Raw genomic sequence first — 23,160 nt, 5'->3', positions numbered from 1 at the left:
GGCCATCGCGTTGTCATAGCTGTCCGCGACCGAGCCGACCGAGGCCGATGCTCCGATGTCGGACAGCCGGTCGGTATACCGAATTGACACGTATTCCCGGCGGCGAAGGACTGGCCGAGAAGGTCGCCGGACTCACCGGCTGAACCCATGAACGACCTGCCCCTCGCCCTCGCGCTCACCGCGGGCATGCTGGCCGCCGTCAACCCGTGCGGCTTCGCCCTGCTCCCCGCGTACCTGTCCCTGCTCGTCCTCGGCGACGACACCCCCCGCCGCACGGTCGCCGTCGGCCGGGCCCTGACTGCCACCGCCGCGATGACCGCCGGATTCGCCGCACTCTTCGGCGTCTTCGGCCTCGCCGTCCAGCCCGTCGCGGGACAGGTCCAGGAGCAGCTGCCCTGGTTCACCATCGCCTTCGGACTCCTCATGGCCGCTGCGGGGGCCTGGCTGCTGGCCGGACGCCAACTGCCCGCCCTGACCCCGAAGATCAGGCGGGCTCCCACCGTCACCCGCTCATTGCCCTCCATGGCGCTGTTCGGGATGGCGTACGCAACGGCCTCCCTGGGCTGCACCATTGCCCCGTTCCTCGCCATCGTGGTCTCCGCCTTCCGCAGCGGTTCCACCGGCGAGGGCATCGCCCTGTTCGCGGCCTACGCGGGCGGAATGGGCCTGGTCGTCGGCGCCTCCTCCCTGACCGTCGCTCTCACCCGCACCACCGCCGTCACCCGGCTCCGCCGCTTCGGCGCTATTGCCCCGCGTCTCGGCGGCGGGCTCCTCCTTCTCGTGGGCGTGTACGTCGCTTACTACGGCTGGTACGAGATCCGCGTGCAGCGCGACCCCACCACCCAGGACCCGGTCGTCGACGCTGCGGGCGCCGTACAGCGAACGATCGCCAACGCGCTGGACACGATCGGCCCCGCGTTGATCGCCGCCCTCTTCGCGGGCCTGCTCGTCACCGGCGTGATCATCCGCAGGCGCCGAGCAGCTCGCCGCGGGTCAGCCCCTGATTCCCCGCCCGCATCGCAGGCACCGTTGTCCGGGTGACGGCCCGGACCGGCTAATCCTGGTCGGCGAGGACGGGCGACGACTCGACTCGGTCGACGAGGTCATCCTGCTCACCGGCTTCCGCCCCGACCTGACCTTCCTCGTCTCTGGCTGGCGACCAGGAAGCCGCCGAGCGCGTGGAATTGACGCTCCCCGAGACCGGCGTGTGCGGCGGGCAGGGCTGTCGGTACAGCCAAGGAATGATCTTGAGCAGCAGAGGACCCCGGCCACGTGATGGCCGGGGTCCTGTGGGTGTGCAGGTGTCGGTTCAGCCGCAACAGTCGCATCCGGGGCGGCACCCGCACGCGTCCGTCTCGGTGCTAGCGGAGGCAACCGCCGCAGTGGCAGGTGCCGCGCAACAGCCCTTGCCCTGCCAGGCGTCGCGGCCTTCCTTCACGGCGATGGCGGCGATGACCAGAGCCGCGATCGGGTCGGCCCAGGACCAGCCGAGGGTGGCGTTGAGGACCAGGCCGACCAGGAGCACGGCGGACAGGTACGTGCACAGCAGGGTCTGCTTGGAGTCGGCGACCGCGCTGGCGGAGCCGAGTTCGCGGCCGACCTTGCGCTGGGCGGCGGACAGGAAGGGCATCACCGCGAGCGAGAGAGCGGCGATGACGATGCCGGGAATGGAGCGTTCGGCCTCGCCGGTGCCGGCCAGCGCGCGGGCGGCATCGATGGCGACGTACGCGGCGAGGGCGAAGAACGACACCGAGATGATCCGCAGGGTGGTCTTCTCCCGCGCCTCTCGTACCGCGTGGTCGCGGGCGGAGAACTGCCAGGCGACCGCAGCGGCGGAGGAGACCTCGATGACCGAGTCAAGGCCGAAGCCGATCAGCGCGGTGGAGGAGGCGATCGTCCCGGCGGTGATCGCGACGATCGCCTCGACGACGTTGTAGGTGATGGTGGCCGCGACCAGCAGCCGTATCCGCTTGGCCAGGACGTCGCGGCGGGCCGGGGCCGGGCCTATGCCGATGGGTATCTCGGCGGTCATCAGCAGCAGCCCTTCCCTTCCGCGTCTACACAGGTCCTGTCGGCCTCGACGGCGACCACGGCGGTGCGCAGGTCGTCCAGCGCGTGACCGAGCCGTTCGTCGGCGAGCTCGTAGCGGGTGCGCCGGCCGACCGGTACCGCGACGACCAGGCCGCAGTCGCGCAGGCACGCCAGATGATTCGACAGCCGCGTGCGGGAGATCTCTAGGGTGTCGGCGAGGTCGGCGGGGTGGGCCGGGGCCTCGCGCAGGGCGAGGAGGATCCGGCAGCGGATCGGGTCGGCGAGAGCGCGGCCGAACCGCGCCAGCACCTCGATGTCGGCAGCGAGAGTCAGCACACCACTGACAGTACATGGATTCCTGAATTCATGGAATCTCGCATCCACAGACCATGCCTTGGGGGACATCGGGGGTGCAGCCGTTGGCGTTGAGAAAGATCGTGGGGTCTAGTTGCGGATCTCTGTGTTCGGGTGGGGCTGGGACTGGAGGCGTTCGCGGAGGTCGATCGCCTCGGGAGTGAGCGGGTCTTCTGGTCGGCGGATGCGGACGGCTTGGGCCGCAGCAGCAGGCCGTCGTCCGCCGCGGCCTCTTCGGCTTCGGTGAGCGCCCGGTAGGGCGAGGCGACCGAGGGGTGTTTGCCTGCGTTCTTCCCGGTCTTGATGGCCAGCTTCTTCGCGACCCGCGCCCCGCACCGATCGGCCGGTGCGGATCGGGTATGCGAGGGTCGCCGACATGGTGGTCGACCACTATGTCTAGGTCGCCGCGACATGCTGTTCCTGGTCCTGAAGACGATCGTCTACGTCGACCACCTGCTGCGTCGCTGCGGAAGTAAGCAAGGAGCGGAAGCAGCACCCGAAGGTCTGCGGCCGCTCCTTCTCCGTTGCGCGAACAACCTTGCCACGCGGAATGAGCAATGGCGGGCATCCACCATCAGGCCAACGATCGACGCTCCCGCATCGACCAGGTGTCGGCGGTCTCTCCCAGCCGTCGCCGACACTGAGGCGCGTCTGGCCGTAGAGACGGGGGCTTTCCGCCAGATCGTCGAAGAATGTCTGAAGTGCGACGAATGCGCAGTTCAATGTTCCCAGGATGTTCCCATTGCGCACCCAAAGGCCTTCCAGGGAGGTTCCCTGGAAGGCCTTCAGTGCGCTGACCTGCAGTTTTGTGGTGCCCCCGGCAGGATTCGAACCTGCGACACCCGCTTTAGGAGAGCGGTGCTCTATCCCCTGAGCTACGAAGGCGAAGGCGTGGATCTCCGTGAGATCCGGCGTCTAGCCTAGCGGATCCCGGCTGCCGCCCGGCAAGATTCACGTTTCGCCTGCTCAGGGTGTGCCCGACCGGCCGGCTGCATTCCGCCGAGAGCCGGGCCCGCGCACGTCCGTCCCCTCTGGTTCGGGGCAGGGCGGGTGGCCTCGTGGCCGTGGCCACCCGGCCTTGCGACCGCGGGCTCAGGGCCCGCACGGTCAGGCCTTCCGGCCCACCCCGCCGTACATCGCCACCTCGTCCGGCAGCGGCTCGTCGGGCGGCTCCGGGCGCCAGTGGTTGCAGGAGACGACGCCCGGGTCGAGGAGGTCCAGGCCGTGGAAGAAGCGGGTGACGTCGGCCGGGGTGCGCTGGGTGAGCTTCGGGGTGCCGTGTTCGTTCCAGAAGGCGACGGCCGCGTCGACGTCCGGCATGGCCGGGCTGGTGATGGTGTGGGAGAGGACCAGGTGGCTGCCGGACGGGAGGGCGTCCATGAGGCGCCGGACGAGGCCGGGCGGGTCCTCGTGGTCGCCGACGAAGATGACCACGCCGAGCAGCATGAGCGCGACCGGGCGGCTGAGGTCCAGCGTCCTCGCCGCGTGTTCCAGGATGCCGTCGACGTTGCGCAGGTCCTCGTCGAGGTAGTCCGTGCTGCCCTCGGGCGTGCTGGTCAGCAGGGCGCGCGCGTGGGCGAGCACCAGCGGGTCGTTGTCGACGTAGACGACGCGGGTCTCCGGGGCCAGCCGCTGGGCGACCTCGTGGGTGTTGCCGGCGGTCGGGAGACCGGTGCCGATGTCGAGGAACTGGCGGATGCCGCGTTCGCCCACCAGGTGGCTCACGGCGCGGCCGAGGAACTGCCGGTCCGCGAGGGCGTAGTCGCCGATGCCCGGGTGGAGCTTGCGGATCTGGTCCCCGGTCTCGCGGTCGATCTCGTAGTTGTCCTTGCCGCCCAGCCAGTAGTTCCAGATGCGGGCGGTGTGCGGCTGAGCGGTGTTGACCCTGTTGCGCGGGCCTCGGGGGATGCCGGGGGCTCGGTCACGGGTTCGTCTCCAGGTCGGTGGGCCTGTCCTGATGCAAGGGACAAGCTAGCGCTGGCAGTTGAGGGAGCGTCAGTCCTTGGCGATGTGAAAGCGACCGGGGAGCGAGCGGCGGCGGGGCGGCGGCCGCCGCCCTGGTTCCCGCCCCTCCCCGGGAGGGGAGCGGCCGGGCGGGGGGGCCGTCCCCGCAGGGCCTGCGAGAGGCGGGCTCCGGTGCGGCTCACGCTCTGTTCCGGTGGTACGGGAGGATGGCCGAGCCGCAGGTGGGCGGCACAGCGTCGGCGCGCGAGCTGAGCGAGCGCTTAGGGAGGGACCGTTCCATGCCGTTCTCCGAAGATCCTTCGGACCGTCTGACGGCGCCGGGCGCTCCGTTCGAGGTCGAAGGCGGCGTGTACGTCTCGGGCCCGCGCACCCTGCGCGAGTTCGTGGAGGCCACCTGGGCGTTCGGGGACCGGCCGTTCCTGGTCGCGGAGAGCGCGACGTACACCTACGGGGAGTTCTTCGCGGCCGCCTCCGCGCTGGCGAACCGGCTCGTCGAAGTGCACGGCCTCAAGCCCGGCGACCGCGCCGTCGTCGGCATGCGCAATCACCCCGAGTGGCAGATCGCCTTCTGGGCGGCGCAGTTGGCCGGACTGGTGACGGTGCCGCTGAACGCGTGGTGGACCGAGGAGGAGTTCACCTACGCGCTCGACGACTGCACGCCCCGGGTGCTGCTCGTGGACGGCGAGCGGCTGCCGAGGGTCGGGGCGTGGGCGTCCCGCCGTCGGGTGCCCGTCGTGGTCTTCCACGACGAGGAGCCTGCCGAAGGCGGTGCGGGTGCGCCGCTCCGGGAGGGGATCGAGCGCTACGAGGACCTGCCCGTCGCTGACCCGGGCACCGCTCCGCCCGATGTGGACGTACGCCCCGAGGACGACGCCACGATCATCTACACGTCCGGCACGACAGGCCGGCCCAAGGGGGCCGTCGCCACCCAGCTCGCCCAGGCGGGCGCCGCGATGAACCCGCGTTACACGGCCGCCGCCTCCGCTCTCGCCAGGGGAGTCCTCCCCGGGCAGGGGCCGGCGCCCGTCAGCCTCATGACGTTCCCCTTCTTCCACGTGGCCGCCTTCACCACGGTCTACTCGGTGATGGCCGTCGGCGGCACGCTCGTCCTCATGCGCAAGTGGGACGCGGAGCAGGCGTCGGCGCTGATCGAGCGGCACGGGGTCACGCACTACTCCGGCGTGCCGACCACCGCGCTCCAACTGCTCGACGCCGTCGAGCGGAGCGGGAGCCCGCTGCCGAGCCTCACCCATCTCAACACCGGCGGCGCCGCCGCCCCGCCGGACCTGGTCGCGCGGCTCACCGCTCGTTTCGGCGAGCGCGTGGAGCCCCGCAACGGCTACGGCCTGACCGAGACCTGCGGGGGCGTGACGGCCAACTTCGGTGCCTCGTACCGGAAGTTCCCGGGCAGCGTGGGCCGGCCGACGCCGGCCGTCGAGGCGCGGATCGCCGGTCCGGACGGCGAACCGCTCCCGGACGGAGAGGTCGGCGAGCTGTGGCTGCGCGGCCAGTCGCTGGTCCGCGGCTACTGGCGGGACGAGGAGGCCACGGCCCGGGCCTTCACGGCGGACGGCTGGTTCATGACCGGTGACCTCGCGACCCTGAGGGACGGCCGGGTCTCGATCGTCGACCGGCTGAAGGACGTGGTCGTCCGCGGCGGCGAGAACGTGTACTGCGTGGAGGTCGAGGCCGCGCTGCACGGACATCCGGCAGTCGTCGACGCCGCCGTGCTGGGCGTGCCGCACCCCCTCCTCGGAGAGGAGGTCGCCGCCGTGGTCCAGCTCCGGCCGGGCGCCGCCGTCACGGCCGGCGAACTCCGGACGCACGTCGGGCGGACGCTCGCCGCGTTCAAGGTCCCGGTGCACGTCCTCGTGCGGGAGGAGTCACTGCCCCGCAACCCCACGGGGAAGATCCTGAAGCGGGAGCTGCGCGGGCCGCTGGCGCGGCAGGTCGCAGGCAGCGGCTGAAGGCTGCTTCCCGGGGGTCAGGAGCGGGTGATTCGTACCCGGTAGGTCCCGTTCGCGTTCTCCGCGAGCACCGTGATCCGGATCCTGTTCTTCTGGTCGGTGAACGTCTCACCCGGGCGGTACGGGGCGTCCGACAGTTCCGCGTGCACATTGGGCCTGCGGGTGCAGCCCCCGCTGTTCTTGTCGCTGTCCGCGACGGCGACCGGCCCCTGGCCCGTGTCGACGTCCGTCTTGACGTGGTAGATGAGTACACCCGGTTTGCAGACGGCTTCGTCGTTGCCGGCCCGGGTGCGGACCTCCAGGGCGTAGCCGGACTCGGAGTCCAGTGGGGCGACGACCAGCTTGCGGCCGCCCTTGATGGCCAGCGGGGTCAGGTCGTACTCGCTGCTGCCGGTCGCGGCGGCGCACTGGATCTGGTCGTTGTCGAGCCAGCCCAGCTTCCATTTGTGCCAGCCGAGGAAATCGTTGTTGGCGCCCCAGTCCTCGGACATGATGTCCCAGTGGCCGACCGCGCCGCCGCCCTCCGACGTGTAGAGGTCGGGCAGGCCGAAGACATGGCCGTTCTCGTGCGGCAGCACCCGGTAGCCCGTCTCGGAGTAGGTGCCCGAACCGTCGTCCTGGCGGCTGTAGACGAAGCTCGTGTTGGCGAGCGGCACTCCGTCCGCGTACGGCGCCTCGTGGTTGCCCGAGAACGTCACCGAGAGCACGGTGTCCAGCGCGGACGGCCCGGCGTTGGGCGTGACCAGGACGTTGACCAGGTCGTACGAGCTGAAGTCCACCCGGTGGTCCGTGGCGGCCACGATGTCCTGCACGAGTTGGCGGTAGCCGGGCTCGTACGGCGAACCGCGGTCGATCCCGTACGCGCTGAACGCCATGGGCATCCGCAGCCAGCCCGGCAGCGGCGTCTCGGGGCGGTAGACGAGCCTCCCGTAGGAGCTGGTGGCGAACCACTGCTCCGTCTGCGGGAAGAATTCCGCGAACCGGTCCAGGGCGGAACCCGCCCCCTCCGCGTCCGGGAAGTCGATCATCAGGTTCAGGGCGCGGATCTCGCCCGTGGAGCGCACGTACCCGGACGGGGTCGGGACGCCCTCGGACATCTGGACGCCGGTCGTGGAGGTGAGACGGCACGGTTCGAGCGCCGATTCCTCCGCCGTGGCGATCGGTCCCGCCGTGGACCGCGAGCTCCCGGGAAGCACCGAACTCGCCGAGGTGAGTGTCGCCAGGGTGATGACGGCGAGGGCGCCGAGCGTGCCGGGTCTGCGTATCCGTCGGCGGGTCTGCTGCATGCGGTCGTCCGCCCTCGGCTCGGCGGCAGCCGGCCGGGCCCGGGCTGCGCTCGTGCGTTCAGCCTGTTCGGAGGTGTGGCGGGGCGCGCGCCGGGAGGGCCGATCGTGGGACACGCCGGAACATGAACGTGATTCAGGTCACATCGATTCATTTCGCGTCGGGGAAATAACCGGGGACTGCTTCCCCGTTTGACTTCGTGTCCGCGGAAAACGGGGAACCCTTCCCCGGTTCTCGGCGGGCACCGGACGCGGCCGCAGCAAGGGGCCGTGTCACCCGGTCGAACGAGAGGACGTGGAGCCGTGAGCCCCGCCACCGACACCGCGTCGCGGCGCACCACCCGGCCGCGGGCGGACGCCCTGCGCAACCGGGAGCGGATCATGACGGCGGCCCGGGAGATGTTCGTGGAGTTCGGACCCGAGGTGCCGCTCGACGAGATCGCCCGACGCGCCGGCGTCGGCAACGCGACCCTGTACCGGAACTTCCCGGACCGCTCCACTCTCGTGCACGAGGTGGTCCTGTTCGTCCTCGGTCGCACCGCCGAGCGTGCCGAGGAGGCTGCCGTGACGGAGTCGGACACCTTCGCCGCGCTCAGCCGTTTCACCCACGCGGCCGCCGACGAGCGGGTGGCGGCCCTCTGTCCGCTGCTCAGTGGCGACTTCGACAGGGACCATCCCGACCTGGTCGCCCAGCGCGACCGGCTCGAAGGGGCGGTCCAGACGCTCGTCGACCGCGCTCACGAGGCGGGCCGGCTGCGCCCGGACGTCGCGATGGGGGATCTGATGGTCATGCTCTCCCAGCTCACCCGGCCGCTTCCGGGCGTCGCCTGCCTGGACATCGACCGGTTCACGCACCGCCATCTGCAGCTGTTCCTCGACGGGCTCGAAGCGCCGGCACGCTCCGAACTGCCGGGTGCGGCCGTGACCTTGGAGGATCTGAGGCGCTCGCCGTGACACGCCCGACCATGGCCGCCTGACCGCCTGACCGCCCGACCATGTGGCCGCCTGGCCGCCTGACCGCCTGACCGCCCGACCATGTGGCCGCCTGACCGCCTGACTGCCTGGCCGCCGCCTGACCGCCTGACTGCCTGGCCGCTTTCTGTCTGTTCGCCGGCTCCCGGCGATCCGGCTGCCCGGCAAATCCGGCCGCCGGTCATGCCGACGGCCGGCTCCCGACCTCGTGGTCGCGTCGCCTCGCGACCGCGTGACCGCCCGACCGCCCGACCGCCCGACCGCCCGACCGAGGGTGCCCACACGCGCGGATCCATCCGCCAACCAGACGACTCTCTTCCTACCTTTAGCTCCTCTTCTCCGCTTCGCACACTTAGGTGGCTACCTCCATGTCAAAAACGGCCGAGACGCATCTTCCCGACGGCTCCCTCGGGCCCGATCCGAGCCGCTGGAGAGCGCTCGTCTTCATCGCCCTCGCCCAGCTGATGGTCGTGCTCGACGCGACGATCGTGAACATCGCGCTGCCGTCCGCCCAGCAGGACCTGGGCATCTCCGACGGGAACCGCCAGTGGGTCATCACCGCCTACGCCCTGGCCTTCGGCGGACTGCTGCTGTTCGGCGGCCGCATAGCCGACCTGTGGGGGCGCAAGCGCACCTTCGTCGTGGGCCTGGCCGGCTTCGCCGCCGCGTCCGCGCTCGGCGGCGCCGCCACCGGCGAGGCCATGCTGCTGGGATCGCGCGCCCTTCAGGGAGCCTTCGGCGCGCTGCTCGCCCCGGCCGCCCTGTCGCTGCTCGCCGTGATGTTCACCGATGCCAAGGAGCGGGCCAAGGCCTTCGGCGTCTACGGAGCGATCGCCGGCGGCGGTGGCGCGGTCGGTCTGATCCTCGGCGGCTTCCTCACGGAGTACCTGGACTGGCGCTGGACGTTCTACGTCAACATCCCCTTCGCCGTGGTCGCCGCCGTCGGCGCCTGGCTCGTCATCCGTGAGCCGGCCGACGGACGCAACCGCTCGCCGCTCGACGTCCCCGGTGTCCTTCTGTCCACCCTCGGCCTCGTGTCCCTGGTCTACGGATTCACCCGCGCCGAGTCGCACGGCTGGACCAACGCGACGACCCTCGGGCTCTTCGTCGCCTCCGCCGTGCTCCTCGCGGCCTTCGTCGTGGTCGAGGCACGGGTGGCGTCGCCGCTCCTGCCGCTGCGCGTGCTGACCGAACGCAACCGCGGCGGGGTGTACCTCTCACTGGGGCTGGCCGTCATCGCGATGTTCGGCCTGTTCCTGTTCCTGACCTACTACCTGCAGATCGTGAAGGGCTACTCGCCCGTGCGGACGGGGTTCGCCTTCCTGCCGATGATCGCCGGCATGATCACGGGCTCCACGCAGATCGGCGCCCGGCTGATGACCCGGGTGCCGCCGAGGTTGCTCATGGGCCCCGGCTTCCTGGTCGCCGCGACGGGCATGCTGCTGCTCACCCAGCTGGAGGTCGACTCCTCCTACGCGGGCCTCATCCTCCCGGCGCAGCTGCTGCTCGGTCTCGGCATGGGTACGGCCTTCATGCCGGCGATGTCGCTGTCGACGTACGGCGTCGAGGCGCGGGACGCAGGTGTCGCCTCCGCGATGGTGAACACCTCGCAGCAGGTCGGCGGCGCGATCGGCACGGCCCTGCTCAACACCGTCGCCGCCTCCGCGACCACCTCGTACCTCGCCGCCCACGCGGTCGGTGCGGCGGGTCCCGAGGCACAGCGGCTGGTCCAGCTGGAGGGCATGGTGCACGGCTACGCCAGCGCCATCTGGTGGGCCGTCGGCATTCTCGCGGCCTCGGCCGCCATCGCCTTCACGCTGATCAACTCCGGGCGCCCGGGTGCCACGACCGTGGCGTCCTCCGGAGCTGCTTCCGAGGACGATGTGCGGATCCCGGTCGTCGCCCACTGACGCCGCACACGCTGCAAGCGCGAGCGGTGTCGGTGTCGATGTCGCTCGGGGCTGGCGAGCAGTGAGCGGTAAGAGGAGCGGGTCCCCGCAGGTGCCGGTGAGGCATCGGCGGGGACCCGCGTACGTCCAGGCCGGCGCGCAGCCATGGAAGCCCCCGGGCGCAGTCGGGGGAGGATCTCTGGTGGGCGCAGCCGGCGGGAGGTCTCCGGGCCCGGCCGGCGGGACCGGTGCCCGGCGCAGCCGCCGAAGAACCGTCGGTCCGGGCAGCCGTGAAAGACCCTTGGTCAGCGCAGCCAGGGGAGGTCGGCGTCGGTGCCGTCCGGCTGGAGGCTCTCGGCCATGATCCGGGTGATCTCGCCGAGCTGGCGCACCTGCTCGGGGCTGAGCCGGTCGAAGACCGCCTGCCGCACGGCAGTGACATGACCCGGCGCAGCCTTCTTCAGGACCTCGAAGCCCCGGTCCGTCAGGCAGGCGTTCTGCCCCCGCCTGTCGTTGGGGCAGTCCTCGCGCCGCACCCAGCCGTTCTTCTCCAGCCGGGCGATCGCGTGGGACAGCCGGGACCGGGTGATCTTGGCGTCCTTGGCGAGTTCGGTCATGCGCAGACGGCGGCGCGGAGCCTCGGCGAGCTTGACGAGCAGCCCGTAGTAGACGTGTGGCATGCCCGCGTCCCGCTGGAGCTGCCGGTCGAGACTGTCCTCGAGGAGCGTCGTGGCGTGCAGGTACGAGCGCCACACGGCCTGCTCCTCGGCGGTGAGCCAGCGGGGTTCGCCCGGGTTCGGTGCCGTGGTCATGCATCTATCGTACGGCCAATTCTTGAACATTGAACTAGCTCGGCGTAGGGTGTTTCCCATGAACTTGAAGCTTCAAGTTCATTCGTCCTCATGGGAGGCTTCCGGGTGAACGCTGCCGACACCGCAGGCGCCATCGACGCCGCGACTCCTGTGGAACGGATGCCTGCGCTCTATCTCTCGCACGGCGCCCCGCCCCTCGCCGACGACCCGGTCTGGCCCGGCGAACTCGCCGCGTGGTCGGCGTCCCTGCCCAGGCCCACGGCGATCCTCGTGATCTCCGCCCACTGGGAAGAGGCCCCCCTCGCCATCGGTGCGACGCGGACCGTTCCGCTCGTGTACGACTTCTGGGGATTCCCCGAGCGCTACTACCGGGTCCGGTACGAGGCCCCCGGCGCACCGGCGCTCGCCGAGTCCGTGCGCAAGCTGCTGCGCGCCCCGGGCATGCCCGTGCAGGACGTCCCGGACCGGGGCCTCGACCACGGGGCCTACGTCCCCCTCGTCGAGATGTTCCCCGGTGTCGACATCCCCGTGCTCCAGGTGTCCATGCCGACGCTCGATCCGCGGCGGCTCATGGAGATCGGGCGCAGGCTGGCGCCGCTTCGCGACGAGGGTGTGCTGATCGTCGGCAGCGGGTTCTTCACCCACAACCTGGCGGCGCTGCGGCAGGCGGGAGTGCCCGGCTGGTCGGCCGAGTTCGACGACTGGGGGCAGCGGGCGCTGGCCGCCGCGGACGTGGACGCCCTGCTGGACTTCGAGCACAGGGCGCCGGCCGGCAGGCTCGCCCATCCGCGTACGGAGCACTTCGCACCGCTGTTCGTGACCCTGGGCGCCTCCGGGGGGGACCTGCCGAACGGGCGCAGCGTCATCGACGGGTTCTGGATGGGGCTGGCCAAGCGGTCGGTCCAGTTCGGCTGAACGACCGCCGACGCGCGGCGGGTGACGGCCCGCGATCGGTCGCGTCGCGGTGGCCGCCGCGCGGAGGGCGCGTCGGGGTGGCCGCGCAGCGGTGGTCGGGGCCCGGGGATCGGCCGAGTGGCGGAATGATCCGGGCCTTCTGGGTATACGGAGCAACCAGGAGCGCGGCCCGCGTCGTCTTCACGGGTGGGGGATGCGGTGGCGAGGAGAGCCTCTGACCTGCGCCCGCGATGTGAGCGTCAGGGGGCCGGCGGCACGGATCCGCCCCGGAGCGGGGGCAGGGTACTGCAAGATCACAAAAATCTATGCACCCGTGGGAATTCTGTCCGGATTCCAGTCGTTGTTTCCGTCGGATGCAGGGCACCTGGAAAGGTGTCGCGACCTACTCAGCAAGGGAGCACGCATGGCAACCCGTGCCGTCGCCCGTCGTAAGTCCGCCAAGGGGACCGGGGCCGATGGAGCAGACAGCGTTCGTTCCACGAGCGGGGAGATCGCCGACCGCGATCTGGTCGGCATGTACCTCGACGAGATCGCTCGTACGCCGCTGCTGGATGCCGCCAAGGAGGTCGAGCTCTCCCAGACGATCGAGGCGGGCGTCTACGCTCGGCAGATCCTCGAGGGCGAGGTGGAGAGCGACGCGGCCGGTGCCTCACGCGAGGAGCTCGAGGCACTTGTCGCCGCGGGCGAGCGCGCGAAGGACATCTTCATCAAGTCGAACCTCCGCCTGGTGGTGGCCGTCGCGCGGCGCTATCCGCGCAGTGGCCTGCCACTGCTCGACCTGATCCAGGAGGGCAACGCCGGCCTGGTCAGGGCGGTGGAGAAGTTCGACTACACGAAGGGCTTCAAGTTCTCCACGTATGCCACGTGGTGGATCCGCCAGGCCATCACCCGGTCCATTGCGGACCAGTCCCGTACGATCCGGCTTCCCGTCCACCTGGTCGAGGAGCTGGGCCGGATCCGGCGGGTGCAGCGCGAGTTCAACCGCGAGCACGGCCGCGAGCCCGAGCCGGCCGAGGTGGCCGAGGAACTGGGCTCGACTCCCGAGCGCGTCACGGACGTGCTGGACTGGGCCCGCGACCCGGTCTCGCTCAACATGTCCGTGGACGACGAGGGCGAGACGCAGTTCGGCGATCTGCTGGAGGACACCTCCGCGGTGTCCCCGGAGCAGTCCGTGCTGACGCTGCTGCGCAGCGAGGAGCTCGACGACCTCATCGACCGCCTCGACCACCGCACTGCGTCGATCATCCGGATGAGGTACGGCATCGAGGACGGCCGTGAGCGCACGCTGACCGAGGTCGGCAAGGAGCACGGCCTCACGCGCGAGCGCATCAGGCAGATCGAGAAGCACGCTCTGCTGGAGCTGAAGCGGATGGCCCGTGACACGGGCTTCGACGAAGCGGCATGACGACGGCGGGGGCACGCGCCCCTGAACGTCCCCCGAACGACCCCGGCACCCTTCCCCCCCCCCGGTGCCGGGGTCTTCTCCGCCCCGCCCCTCCGGCGAGCGGCGGCCCTCGGCCGAGCGGCGGCACTTCCGACCGACGCCCCGGCCCCTTCTGTGTACGGCACCGGTGTACGGCCTCGGTGTACGGCGAACCTCGGCCCGCGGGGCGGCGAACCGCTCCTCCCGCTCGTCCGCTGCCTACCGCTCAGCCGCCGGCCCGCGCAAGACGCGCGCCCATCTCCTTGAGGTGCTCGGAGAGGGCCGGCGGGCCGTGGACGGTGAACTCGCAGTCGACCAGGGCCAGCCGCAGCGCGATCCACTCCAGTGAGTCCTGGGAGCGGCTGCGCAGCCGACAGGTGTCGGGCCCCGTCGGCTCCGGTGTGCCGAGGTAGCCGGGGAGCCGGGAGGATACGCGTTCCGCCGGTGCCGCGAAACTGATGTCCAGCGCCAGTTCGGGCTGGTTGCGGGCCATGGAGGCGGAGAAGAACTCCGCCGCGTCGCCTCCCGTCGGCAGCTCGCGCGGTGTGAAGCGGGCGCCGGTCGCGAACGGGTCGCGGACCCGGTCGACGCGGAACGTCCGCCAGTCCTCGCGCCCGAGGTCGTATGCCAGCAGGTACCACCGCCGCCCGGTCGAGACCAGCCGGTACGGCTCGACCAGCCGCTTCGACTCCGCGCCCTCCCCGGAGCGGTAGCCGAAGCGCAGTCGCTCCCGCCCGGTCACGGCCGCCGCGAGGGCGGTGAGGATGCGCGGGTCGACGGTGGCTCCGTCGCCGCGGGTGAGCGGGATCGTCGCGTTCTGGAGGCTGGACACGCGGTGGCGCAGCCGGGCCGGCAGCACCTGTTCCAGCTTGGCCAGGGCCCGTACGGAAGCCTCGTCCACGCCCTCGATGGCGTGGCCGGCGCCCGCCCGCAGCCCCACGGCGATCGCGACGGCCTCCTCGTCGTCGAGGAGCAGCGGCGGCATCGCGGCGCCCGCGACGAGCCGGTACCCGCCCACCGCGCCCTTCGTCGCCTCGACGGGATAGCCGAGGTCGCGCAGCCGCTCGATGTCCCGGCGGATCGTGCGCGGGCTGACCTGAAGCCGTTCGGCGAGCTCGCTGCCCGGCCACTCGCGTGGCGTCTGGAGCAGAGACAGCAGATTCAGCAGTCGTGCCGGCGTGTCTGTCATGGGAGTCAGACTGCCAGGCTTCTAGGACGTGACCTGTCCTATATCGGCCCTAGCTTCTTCGGCATGAGCTCCCACGCCGCCGTACCGGATACGGCTCCCGATCACACTGCCGACCCCGGCCGGCGCCGCTGGACCGCCCTCGCCATCGTCATGACCGCGGCCTTCATGGACCTGGTCGACGTGACCATCGTCAACATCGCGATCCCGTCGATCGAGCACGACCTCGGTGCGTCGTTCGGCGCGATCCAGTGGATCACCGCCGGCTACGCGCTGGCCTTCGCCGCCGGCCTGATCACCGGTGGGCGGCTCGGTGACATCTACGGCCGCAAGCGGCTCTTCCTGGTCGGCATCAGCGGCTTCACGGTCGCCTCGGCACTCTGCGGACTGGCCGCCGGGCCCGAGATGCTGGTCGCCTCACGGCTGCTGCAGGGCGCGATGGCCGCGATGATGGTGCCCCAGGTCCTCGCGATCGTCCATGTGACCTTCCCGGCCCACGAGCGCGGCAAGGTCTTCGGGATGTTCGGCGCGGTCGTCGGCCTCGGGGCCGTCTCCGGTCCGCTGCTCGGCGCCCTGCTGACCCAGTGGAACCTGTTCGGCCTGGAGTGGCGGCCGATCTTCCTGATCAATCTTCCGGTCGGTATCGCGGGTCTCGTCCTCGGCCGGAAGTTCATCACCGAGTCACGTGCCGAGAAGGCGCTCCGGCTCGACCTCGTCGGTGTCGCGCTGGTGACCACCGGACTGCTGATGCTGATCTACCCGCTCACGCGCGGACGGGAGCTCGGCTGGCCGCTGTGGGGCCACCTGTGCATGGCGGCGAGCCCGCTCGTGTTCGCCGCGTTCGTGTCCTACGAGCGCCACAAGACGCGCAAGGACGGTTCGCCGCTCGTGGAACTGGCGCTGTTCCGGGTGAAGAGCTTCGCCGCCGGTGTCGCCGTCCAGCTCACCTTCGGTGTGGTCCTGGGCATCTTCTTCCTGGTGTGGACGCTGTACATGCAGATCGGCCTGGGCTGGAGCCCGCTCAAGGCGGGCCTGACCGGCGTGCCGTTCTCCATAGCGGTCTCGCTGGCCGCCGGGATCTCCGTGCAGAAACTGGTGCCGCGCTTCGGGCGGAAGGTGCTGCAGGCGGGTGCGCTGACCATGGCGGCGGGGCTGCTGCTCTACATCTGGGAGGCCGGCCGGTACGGCACGGGCATCGAGCCCTGGCAGATGACGGCACCGCTGGTGATCATGGGGCTCGGGATGGGGCTGATCGTGGCTCCGCTGACGGACGCGGTGCTGTCGGACGTGCCGCGCGAGCACGCGGGCTCGGCCTCCGGGCTGATCAACACCACCGCGCAGATGGGCAACGCGCTGGGCCTCGGACTGGTCTCGGTCGTCTTCTTCACGGTGGTCGACGCGGCGCCGCTGACCTCGCAGGGCGCGGTGGGCCGGGCGTTCGCGGACGCGTTCCAGGGCTCGCTGTGGTGGGTCGTGGCGGTGCTTGCCGTGATCTTCCTGATGATGTTCGCCCTGCCCGCCCGCCCCAGGCAGCACCTGGAGGGCGCGGTGGTCGCGGACGCGGACCGGACGGGGGAGCACGCCTACGGGGCGGACTCCGGTACGGCGGCGGACGCGGAGACGGAAGGGGAGCGGCGGCAGCCGGCGCTGTCGCACTGAGCCCGTCCGCTCCGAGGGGCGCTGTGGCTTGCGCCCCGCGTGGCCCGGTCCCGGGGAAACCCGGTGCCGGGCCATCGTCGTCCATGGACCCGGCCCGTACGACGGGTGCAGGCCCGGACGTGGCGGCGGCGACGGCCCGGGCGCACCCACATGCCCGGGCGCACCCACATGCCCGACGCGCCCGACACATGCCCGGTCGGCTGCGGTCCGGGTGTCCGGAGTTCCGGGAGGCGTGTCCGACGGGCGCCCGACTGTGCCCGTTTCGGGTCTGAGTCTGTTTACTTTGGGGAAAGTGCGGCGTAGCCTGGCGAGGAAACCACAGGTTCGGGCATGGAACGGAAGTAGACCCGCATGTACGCACCAGAGCGCCAGCAGGAGATCCTCCGCCTCGCCCGTGAAGGCGGACGGGTCGAGGTGCTGTCGCTCGCCGACGAGTTCCAGGTCACCGCCGAGACCATCCGGCGGGATCTGAAGGCGCTCGACCGGGCCGGACTGGTGCGCAGGGTGCACGGGGGAGCCATCCCGGCGGGCCGGCTCGACTTCGAGCCCGACCTGGCCGAGCGTGAGTCGACCGCCGCCGACGAGAAGGACCGCATAGCCCGGGCGGCCCTCGCCGAACTCCCCGAGGACGGCAGCGTCATCCTCGACGCCGGCTCCACGGTGGCACGACTGGCCGCCGCGTTCCCGCTGGAGTGCTCGCTCACCGTCGTCACCCACGCGCTGCCCGCCGCCGCCCGGCTCGCCGACCACCCCGGCATCGACCTCCATCTCGTCGGCGGCCGCGTCCGGCACCGCACCCGCGCCGCCGTAGACGCCTGGGCGCTGCGGGCGTACGGGGAGATCCGGGCCGATGTGGTCTTCCTCGGAACGAACGGGTTCTCCGCCGCCGGCGGGCTCACCACACCCGACCTCGCCGAGGCCGCGGTCAAGCGGGCCCTCGTCGCGGCCGCGCGCCGGGTCGTGCTCCTCGCGGACTCCGCGAAGTACGGCGAGGAACACTTCGCCCGCTTCGCCGACCTCGCCGACGTCGACCTGCTCATCACGGACAGCGGGCTCAGCCCCGAGGACGCCGCGGCCGTCGAGGCCGCGGGCACGGAAGTGGTACGCACATGATTCTCACCGTCACCCCGAACCCCTCGCTGGACCGGACGTACGACATCCCCGGCCTGGAGCGCGGCAATGTGCTGCGGGCCACCGGTGAACGCATGGACCCCGGCGGCAAGGGTGTGAACGTGTCGCGGGCGGTCGCGGCGGCCGGGCACCGGACCGTCGCCGTCCTCCCGCTCGGCGGCGCCCCCGGAGCGCTCGTAGCGGAACTCCTGGCCGGCCAGGGCATCGAGACCGCCCCCGTCCCCATCGCCGGAGTGACTCGTTCCAACATCGCGCTCGCCGAGTCCGACGGCACCCTGACGAAGATCAACGCGCCCGGCCCCGAGCTGACGCCGGACGAGTCGCAGGCGCTGCTCTCGACGGTCGGCGCGCAGTCCCGCACGGCCGACTGGATCGCCTGCTGCGGCAGTCTGCCGCGTGGCCTGACTCCGTCCTGGTACGCCGAACTCGTCACCCGCGCCCATGAGTCGGGCGCCCGCGTCGCGCTGGACACCTCCGGGCCGTCCCTCACGGCCGCGCTCTCGGCGCGGCCCGACGTGGTCAAGCCGAACGCCGCCGAGCTCGCCGAGGCCGTCGGCCGTCCGCTGGCGACCGTGGGCGACGCGGTGAAGGCGGCCGAGGAACTGCGCACGCTCGGCGCGGGCGCGGTGCTGGCCAGCCTCGGAGCCGACGGGCAACTGCTCGTCTCCGACGCCGGGACCTTCTACGGAGCCGCCTCCGTGGCCGCCGTACGCAGCGACGTCGGGGCCGGCGACGCGTCCCTGGCCGGCTTCCTCGCCGCAGGTGGCGACGGCGAGGACGCCCTGACCGCCGCCGTCGCCCACGGCGCGGCAGCCGTCCAGCTCCCGGGCAGCGTGATGCCCACGCCGTCCGACCTCGATCCCGCCGCGGTCCTGGTGACCGCGGACGTCCCCCTGGACCGCGCACTCACCCAGCAAGGGAGCCCGCGATGAGCGACATGATCACCGCGGACCTGGTCGACCTCGACCTGGCCGCCGCTACGAAGGAAGAGGCGGCCCGTTCGCTCGCCCGGCGCATGGTCGCGCTCGGGCGCGTCACCGACCTCGAAGGCTTCCTGGCCGATGTGGCCGCGCGCGAGGCCCAGATGCCCACGGGCCTGGACGGCGGCATCGGCATCCCGCACTGCCGCAGCGCGCATGTCACCGAGCCCACCCTGGCGTTCGGACGGGCCCCCGACGGCATCGATTTCGGCGCGCCGGACGGCCCCGCGGACCTCGTCTTCCTGATAGCCGCGCCGTCGGGCGCCGACGACGCGCATCTGACCATCCTCTCGACCCTCGCCCGGCGGCTGATGGACCCCGAGTTCACCACCGCCCTGCGCGGTACCGCTTCGGCGACGAACGCGGCGGCGCTCGTCCGCGGAGATGTCGAGCCGTCGGCGGTGGAGGAGCCCGCGACCGCGACTGCTCCGGGGACTGCGACTGCCCCCGCGACTGCCCCTGGGACTGCGGCTGCGACCGCGGAGACGGCGACCGAAGGAGGGGCATCGAGCGGAGAAGCGGCGGCGACCTCGGCCGCATCGGCTCCCGGCGGCGCGGGGGCGGCGGAAGCCGCCGGGAACGCCCCCGCAGCGACGGTACCCACCGAGACCGGGCCGGCGAAGACCGGTGCCGGGGCGGGGCGGAACGGTGCCGTGGAGGGTGAGGCGGCGGAGACGGGCGTGGCGAGGACCACCGGGGCGGGCGGGGGAGTGCCCTCGGCCTCGCCCTTCCGGATCGTCGCCGTCACCTCCTGCCCCACCGGCATCGCACACACCTACATGGCTGCCGAAGCCATCGAGCGGGCCGGGCAGGAGGCGGGGGTCGAGGTCACCGTCGAGACGCAGGGCTCAGCCGGATTCGCTCGGCTGGACCCCGGTGTCGTCGCCGCTGCCGACGCGGTGATCTTCGCGCACGACGTCCCCGTACGGGACAAGGAGCGCTTCGACGGCAAGCCCGTCGTGGACGTCGGGGTGAAGGCCGGGATCAACCGGGCCGCCGAACTCATCGCCGAGGCCAGGGACAAGGCGGCCCGGGGCGAGGTGACGACCAGGGCGGCCGGGCCGACCCCGGTCGAAGGTGCCGGTGAGCCCGGTGAGGGCTACGGAACCAAGCTCCGCAAGTGGCTGATGTCCGGCGTCAGTTACATGATCCCGTTCGTCGCTGCCGGCGGCCTTCTGATCGCGGTGGGCTTCGCCATCGGCGGTTACGAGATCGCCGGCGCGAAGTCCGTCGCCGACGCCTTCGTCTGGAGCGACCAGTCCAGCTGGGCTGCGCTCCTCTTCCAGATCGGCGGGCTGGCCTTCAGCTTCCTGATCCCCGTTCTCGCCGGGTACATCGCCTACGGGATGGCCGACCGCCCCGGACTCGTCCCGGGCTTCGTCGGCGGCGCGATCGCCATCACCATCAAGGCGGGTTTCCTCGGCGGCCTGGTCGCAGGACTCCTCGCCGGCGCCGTGGTACTCGCGATCCAGAAGGTCAGGGTGCCCGCGGTGCTGCGGGGCATCATGCCCGTCGTCGTGATCCCGCTGCTCTCGTCGGCGATCGTCGGCTTCCTGATGTTCCTGGTGATCGGCAAGCCGCTCGCCTCGCTCCAACAGGCCCTCACCGACTGGCTCAACGGCCTCAGCGGCGCGAACGCCGTCATCCTCGGCGCGATCCTCGGCCTGATGATGTGCTTCGACCTGGGCGGCCCGCTCAACAAGGTCGCGTACACCTTCGCGGTCGGCGGCCTCGCCAGCCCTACCGAGGGCTCGTTGAAGGTGATGGCGGCCGTGATGGCGGCGGGAATGGTGCCCCCGCTCGCGATGGCACTGGCCACGACGGTCCGCGGAAGGCTGTTCACCAAGGCCGAGCGGGAGAACGGCAAGGCTGCCTGGGTGCTCGGCGCTTCGTTCATCACGGAGGGCGCGATCCCGTTCGCCGCGGCCGATCCGCTGCGGGTGATCCCGTCGGTGATGGCGGGCGGCGCTGTCACCGGCGCACTGTCGATGGCATTCGAGTGCACGCTGCGGGCACCGCACGGCGGCATCTTCGTCGTGCCGCTGATCGGCAACGCGTTCCTCTACCTGCTCGCCATCCTGGTGGGAACGGTGATCAGTGCGGCTCTGGTCATCCTGCTGAAGGGTCTGCGGAAGACCTCCGAGGGCTCGGCCCCGACGACGGCCGCGCCGGACAAGCACAAGGTCGTCGCAGCGGTCTGAGCCCCCGGGGGCCGTGGTCCCCATGGACCCCGACCCCCTGGCGACGACCCTGAGACCCGACCCTCGAACCCGGTCCTGCGGCCCGCTGCCGCAGGACCGGAGCGTGCAGCCGGGTGGGAGCCGACGGGCGCGGGCCGGATGGACCCTCGTCCCCGCCTTGCCCGGCCTTCACGGCTTGCCCAGCCTCCGCGGTTTGCGCAGCCTGAGTGGCTCACTCTGATTGCGCGGCACCGCGCGGGGCGCGGCTCGGTCCGATCAGCGCACGCGGGCGCGGAGTTCCATGGCCTCGCGGGCGGTGCGCTCGTCCTCGTACACCTCGCACATGTGGCGTCCGTCGGGTGTGGCCGTGTGCTCCACCTCCCACAGGCTCAGCTCGGTGCCGTCGAGCAGCAGGAAAGCGTGCTCGTAGAGAGTGAAGGCGGCGTCCCGCACATCGGCCGGGCACTGCCTGCCGAAGGCCTGGCCGATGTGGTGCGCGAACGCGGCCCGCAGCAGCCCCGCCGTCTCCTCGCCCGGCCGGTCCGGGTTCTCCGCCCGGCGCAGCAACCGCCGGGCGTGGTCAGCGGAGTCGTCGGGAACGTACGTACGCGCGGGGGGCGCCGGTGGGGTGGCCAGCAGCCGGCCCAGCAGTTCCAGGTCGGCGTCGAGGCTGTCGCCGGGCTCCGCGTCCGGGTTGTCGTAGCCGGGGCCCTCGGGCCCCGCGCCGAATATCGCCGCGAACCCGTCGGCCTGGCGGCCGTCCGCACCGCCACCGCCGCTGCCGTCCGCGCCGTCCGAACGCTCTCCGCGCGCCGGACGCAGCCGGGAGGCGGCGAGCCGGGCCTCGCCCTCGTCCGCGTACAGTTCGTGCCGCCGGGCGCCGTCACGGCCGGAGTTGTGCACCAGCTCCCACAGGGTGAGCGAGGATCCGTCGGCCAGCAGATACGCGTGCCGGTAGGTCGAGCGGTGCAGGGCCGCGCTGTGGTGCGAGGAGTGCAGCGAACTGTCATGGGCCAGCGCCGAGTCGAGGCGCTCCACCACACTGTCGGGAAGGTCGAAGGAATTGAGGGCCCGACCCAGGAGTCGCTCGAGGTGCGTCTCGGTTGTCTCATACGGATCGTTCAAGGTGGATCTCCCGGATCTCCAGGCCGTCGCCACACGTCACTTGATGACTGCTTAACGTAGTCCCTGGGTCTGACATCGCGTCCTGGGTTCGGTAAAACGAACGGCGCACCCGCCAAAGTTCCGTCACATCCACACGCCCCCTCAACTCCCTTGCGCCGCACGTCAGTCCGCGCCTCCGCCGGCCGACCGTGCGCTCGTCGGGTTCCCGTGCCCCTCCCCGTAGAGCTCCGTATACGAAGGAAAGTCCCCGCCCGGGCCGTGCACGCTCCCGGCGGCCAGCACAGCCCGGACGATCGCGCGGGTGACGACGTCCGCGCCGGCCGCGAGTACGGCGTTGAGGGCCAGCGGGTGGCCGTCGAGCGGGCGCCTACCGGTGGCGAGCGCGAAGACCGTGTCCCCGTCGTTGAGGAGGTGGACGGGCCGCACGGCGCGCGCGATGCCGTCGTGCGCCGTGCCGGCGAGCTTGTGCGCCTGGGAACGGGTGAGTTCGGCGTCGGTGGCGACGACGGCGAGGGTCGTGTTCAGGGGAGGAGCCCCGTTGTGCTCGGACGCCTCGGCCAGCCGGTGCAGGGCCGCCGCGTGGATCTCGGGCGCGGGAGTCACCGGCGTCGCGCCGAAGAAGTGCCGCCCGTAGAGCACACCGGTGTCCGGGTCGAGCGCGGAGCCCGCCGCGTTGGCCACCACCAGTGCGGCGACCGTCGTGCCGTCCCCCAGCACCGTGCTCGCGGTGCCGACGCCCCCCTTGATCCGGCCCACCACCGCGCCGGTTCCCGCGCCGACCGAGCCCTCCTCCACCGGCGCACCGGCCTCCGTGGCCGCTGCCGCCTCCACGGCCGCGCGCCCCGTCGACGCGTCCGGCCTCGCCCGCCAGTCACCGCCGCGGCCGAGGTCGAAGACGCACGCCGCGGGAACGACGGGCACGACCTGCCCGGGCTCCCTGCCCGCCGGCACCCCGCGGCCCTGCTCCTCCAGCCACGCCATCACGCCCGAGGCCGAGTCCAGGCCGTAGGCGCTGCCGCCGGTGAGGACGACCGCCTCGATGCGCTGGACCAGATTGCGCGGGTCGAGGGCGTCGGTCTCCCGGGTGCCCGGGCCACCGCCTCGGACGTCCACCGCAGCCACCGCTCCGCCCTCGGGTGCGAGGACGACCGTGGTCCCGCTGAGCGCGCCCTCGCCGTCGAGCCGGGCGTGGCCGACCCGGATGCCGCTCACATCGGTCAATGCGTCGTTGAGTGCCATGACTTCTGCGTATCACGCGGCCGCCGCCGGTGAGCACGGCCTCGTCACC

At 71.7% G+C, this 23,160-nt stretch carries 18 protein-coding genes, 1 tRNA gene and 1 pseudogene; 11 read left to right on the top strand and 9 right to left on the bottom strand.

From position 1 onward, the window contains the following. Nucleotides 1-147 precede the first annotated feature (147 nt). A complete protein-coding gene (locus BLT82_RS18395) occupies nt 148-1,041 on the top strand; it encodes a cytochrome c biogenesis CcdA family protein (protein ID WP_093656126.1) in 894 nt (297 codons plus the stop codon). Then, a pseudogene (locus BLT82_RS37975) lies at nt 1,040-1,223 on the top strand (flavoprotein); the annotation flags it as partial. The gene BLT82_RS18395 and the pseudogene BLT82_RS37975, both read left to right, overlap by 2 nt. Nucleotides 1,224-1,309: 86 nt before the next feature. On the opposite strand, the gene BLT82_RS18390 reads toward BLT82_RS37975, so the two are convergent. From BLT82_RS18390 to BLT82_RS18370, 4 genes are all read right to left on the bottom strand, one after another. Continuing rightward, nucleotides 1,310-2,032 (bottom strand): cation efflux transmembrane domain-containing protein, encoded by a 723-nt coding sequence (locus BLT82_RS18390; protein ID WP_093656124.1) that lies wholly within the window; start codon nt 2,030-2,032, stop codon nt 1,310-1,312. Next, on the bottom strand, nt 2,032-2,367 hold the full coding sequence (locus BLT82_RS18385; protein ID WP_093656122.1) for an ArsR/SmtB family transcription factor: 336 nt from the start codon (nt 2,365-2,367) through the stop codon (nt 2,032-2,034). The genes BLT82_RS18390 and BLT82_RS18385 overlap by 1 nt, the downstream gene beginning before the upstream one ends. An 827-nt stretch (nt 2,368-3,194) precedes the next feature. Continuing rightward, nucleotides 3,195-3,270, bottom strand: a tRNA-Arg gene (locus BLT82_RS18375). Nucleotides 3,271-3,492: 222 nt separating this feature from the next. Next, the gene (locus BLT82_RS18370; RefSeq protein ID WP_093656118.1) at nt 3,493-4,293 is read right to left on the bottom strand and encodes an SAM-dependent methyltransferase; all 801 of its coding nucleotides are present in this window, start codon (nt 4,291-4,293) and stop codon (nt 3,493-3,495) included. Between the two features lie 335 nt (nt 4,294-4,628). Here BLT82_RS18370 and BLT82_RS18365 point away from each other — a divergent pair, with 335 nt between their 5' ends. Further along, complete coding sequence (locus BLT82_RS18365) at nt 4,629-6,317, top strand: class I adenylate-forming enzyme family protein (protein WP_093656116.1); 1,689 nt, start codon at nt 4,629-4,631, stop codon at nt 6,315-6,317. Nucleotides 6,318-6,334: 17 nt separating this feature from the next. On the opposite strand, the gene BLT82_RS18360 is transcribed toward BLT82_RS18365, so the two are convergent. Further along, nucleotides 6,335-7,603: a M6 family metalloprotease domain-containing protein gene (locus tag BLT82_RS18360; RefSeq protein ID WP_093656114.1), complete on the bottom strand. Its 1,269-nt coding sequence runs from the start codon at nt 7,601-7,603 to the stop codon at nt 6,335-6,337. Between the two features lie 300 nt (nt 7,604-7,903). Between BLT82_RS18360 and BLT82_RS18355 the strand changes: the two genes are divergently transcribed. After that, complete coding sequence (locus tag BLT82_RS18355) at nt 7,904-8,554, top strand: TetR/AcrR family transcriptional regulator (RefSeq protein ID WP_093656112.1); 651 nt, start codon at nt 7,904-7,906, stop codon at nt 8,552-8,554. Nucleotides 8,555-8,940: 386 nt separating this feature from the next. Then, nucleotides 8,941-10,482 (top strand): MFS transporter, encoded by a 1,542-nt coding sequence (locus BLT82_RS18350; protein ID WP_093656110.1) that lies wholly within the window; start codon nt 8,941-8,943, stop codon nt 10,480-10,482. A gap of 284 nt (nt 10,483-10,766) precedes the next feature. On the opposite strand, the gene BLT82_RS18345 is transcribed toward BLT82_RS18350, so the two are convergent. Next, complete coding sequence (locus BLT82_RS18345; RefSeq protein WP_093656108.1) at nt 10,767-11,273, bottom strand: MarR family winged helix-turn-helix transcriptional regulator; 507 nt, start codon at nt 11,271-11,273, stop codon at nt 10,767-10,769. Nucleotides 11,274-11,432: 159 nt separating this feature from the next. On the opposite strand from BLT82_RS18345, the gene BLT82_RS18340 reads away from it, so the two are divergent. Next, complete coding sequence (locus tag BLT82_RS18340; RefSeq protein ID WP_093656179.1) at nt 11,433-12,188, top strand: dioxygenase family protein; 756 nt, start codon at nt 11,433-11,435, stop codon at nt 12,186-12,188. Nucleotides 12,189-12,591: 403 nt separating this feature from the next. Then, entirely contained in the window at nt 12,592-13,593 is a 1,002-nt protein-coding gene (locus tag BLT82_RS18335; protein WP_093656106.1) for a sigma-70 family RNA polymerase sigma factor, read from the top strand. Between the two features lie 244 nt (nt 13,594-13,837). Here the strand turns inward: BLT82_RS18335 and BLT82_RS18330 are convergent, their stop codons facing one another. Then, nucleotides 13,838-14,800, bottom strand: a complete 963-nt coding sequence (locus BLT82_RS18330; protein ID WP_093656103.1) for a helix-turn-helix transcriptional regulator — start codon at nt 14,798-14,800, stop codon at nt 13,838-13,840. A gap of 63 nt (nt 14,801-14,863) precedes the next feature. On the opposite strand from BLT82_RS18330, the gene BLT82_RS18325 reads away from it, so the two are divergent. From BLT82_RS18325 to BLT82_RS18310, 4 genes are all read left to right on the top strand, one after another. Next, nucleotides 14,864-16,456, top strand: coding sequence for an MFS transporter (locus BLT82_RS18325; RefSeq protein WP_093656101.1), 1,593 nt, complete (start codon nt 14,864-14,866; stop codon nt 16,454-16,456). 351 nt (nt 16,457-16,807) lie between these two features. Then, nucleotides 16,808-17,569, top strand: coding sequence for a DeoR/GlpR family DNA-binding transcription regulator (locus BLT82_RS18320; protein WP_093656098.1), 762 nt, complete (start codon nt 16,808-16,810; stop codon nt 17,567-17,569). Further along, the gene (gene pfkB / locus BLT82_RS18315) at nt 17,566-18,519 is read left to right on the top strand and encodes a 1-phosphofructokinase (RefSeq protein WP_093656096.1); all 954 of its coding nucleotides are present in this window, start codon (nt 17,566-17,568) and stop codon (nt 18,517-18,519) included. Before BLT82_RS18320 ends, pfkB begins: the two co-directional genes overlap by 4 nt. Then, nucleotides 18,516-20,768, top strand: a complete 2,253-nt coding sequence (locus BLT82_RS18310) for a PTS fructose transporter subunit IIABC (protein ID WP_093656094.1) — start codon at nt 18,516-18,518, stop codon at nt 20,766-20,768. The genes pfkB and BLT82_RS18310 overlap by 4 nt, the downstream gene beginning before the upstream one ends. Before the next feature lie 255 nt (nt 20,769-21,023). Here BLT82_RS18310 and BLT82_RS18305 read toward each other — a convergent pair whose 3' ends face one another. Next, complete coding sequence (locus tag BLT82_RS18305; protein ID WP_093656092.1) at nt 21,024-21,872, bottom strand: DUF6227 family protein; 849 nt, start codon at nt 21,870-21,872, stop codon at nt 21,024-21,026. A 162-nt stretch (nt 21,873-22,034) separates the two neighbouring features. Beyond that, on the bottom strand, nt 22,035-23,111 hold the full coding sequence (locus tag BLT82_RS18300; RefSeq protein WP_093656090.1) for a P1 family peptidase: 1,077 nt from the start codon (nt 23,109-23,111) through the stop codon (nt 22,035-22,037). Nucleotides 23,112-23,160: the final 49 nt, after the last annotated feature.

It is taken from the genome of Streptomyces wuyuanensis, from assembly GCF_900103455.1.
Taxonomy (GTDB): Bacteria; Actinomycetota; Actinomycetes; order Streptomycetales; family Streptomycetaceae; genus Streptomyces; species Streptomyces wuyuanensis.
Note: the sequence above shows the minus strand (reverse complement) of the source record. Positions and strands in the feature narration are given on the sequence as shown.

What these genes read in the sequence shown, in the direction of transcription:
- BLT82_RS18395 (WP_093656126.1), top strand. Translation starts at nt 148, where the DNA reads ATGAACGACCTGCCCCTCGCCCTCGCGCTCACCGCGGGCATGCTGGCC.
- BLT82_RS18390 (WP_093656124.1), bottom strand. Translation starts at nt 2,032, where the DNA reads ATGACCGCCGAGATACCCATCGGCATAGGCCCGGCCCCGGCCCGCCGC.
- BLT82_RS18365 (WP_093656116.1), top strand. Translation starts at nt 4,629, where the DNA reads ATGCCGTTCTCCGAAGATCCTTCGGACCGTCTGACGGCGCCGGGCGCT.
- BLT82_RS18360 (WP_093656114.1), bottom strand. Translation starts at nt 7,603, where the DNA reads ATGCAGCAGACCCGCCGACGGATACGCAGACCCGGCACGCTCGGCGCC.
- BLT82_RS18350 (WP_093656110.1), top strand. Translation starts at nt 8,941, where the DNA reads ATGTCAAAAACGGCCGAGACGCATCTTCCCGACGGCTCCCTCGGGCCC.
- BLT82_RS18345 (WP_093656108.1), bottom strand. Translation starts at nt 11,273, where the DNA reads ATGACCACGGCACCGAACCCGGGCGAACCCCGCTGGCTCACCGCCGAG.
- BLT82_RS18340 (WP_093656179.1), top strand. Translation starts at nt 11,433, where the DNA reads ATGCCTGCGCTCTATCTCTCGCACGGCGCCCCGCCCCTCGCCGACGAC.
- BLT82_RS18335 (WP_093656106.1), top strand. Translation starts at nt 12,592, where the DNA reads ATGGCAACCCGTGCCGTCGCCCGTCGTAAGTCCGCCAAGGGGACCGGG.
- BLT82_RS18330 (WP_093656103.1), bottom strand. Translation starts at nt 14,800, where the DNA reads ATGACAGACACGCCGGCACGACTGCTGAATCTGCTGTCTCTGCTCCAG.
- BLT82_RS18325 (WP_093656101.1), top strand. Translation starts at nt 14,864, where the DNA reads ATGAGCTCCCACGCCGCCGTACCGGATACGGCTCCCGATCACACTGCC.
- BLT82_RS18320 (WP_093656098.1), top strand. Translation starts at nt 16,808, where the DNA reads ATGTACGCACCAGAGCGCCAGCAGGAGATCCTCCGCCTCGCCCGTGAA.
- pfkB (WP_093656096.1), top strand. Translation starts at nt 17,566, where the DNA reads ATGATTCTCACCGTCACCCCGAACCCCTCGCTGGACCGGACGTACGAC.
- BLT82_RS18310 (WP_093656094.1), top strand. Translation starts at nt 18,516, where the DNA reads ATGAGCGACATGATCACCGCGGACCTGGTCGACCTCGACCTGGCCGCC.
- BLT82_RS18300 (WP_093656090.1), bottom strand. Translation starts at nt 23,111, where the DNA reads ATGGCACTCAACGACGCATTGACCGATGTGAGCGGCATCCGGGTCGGC.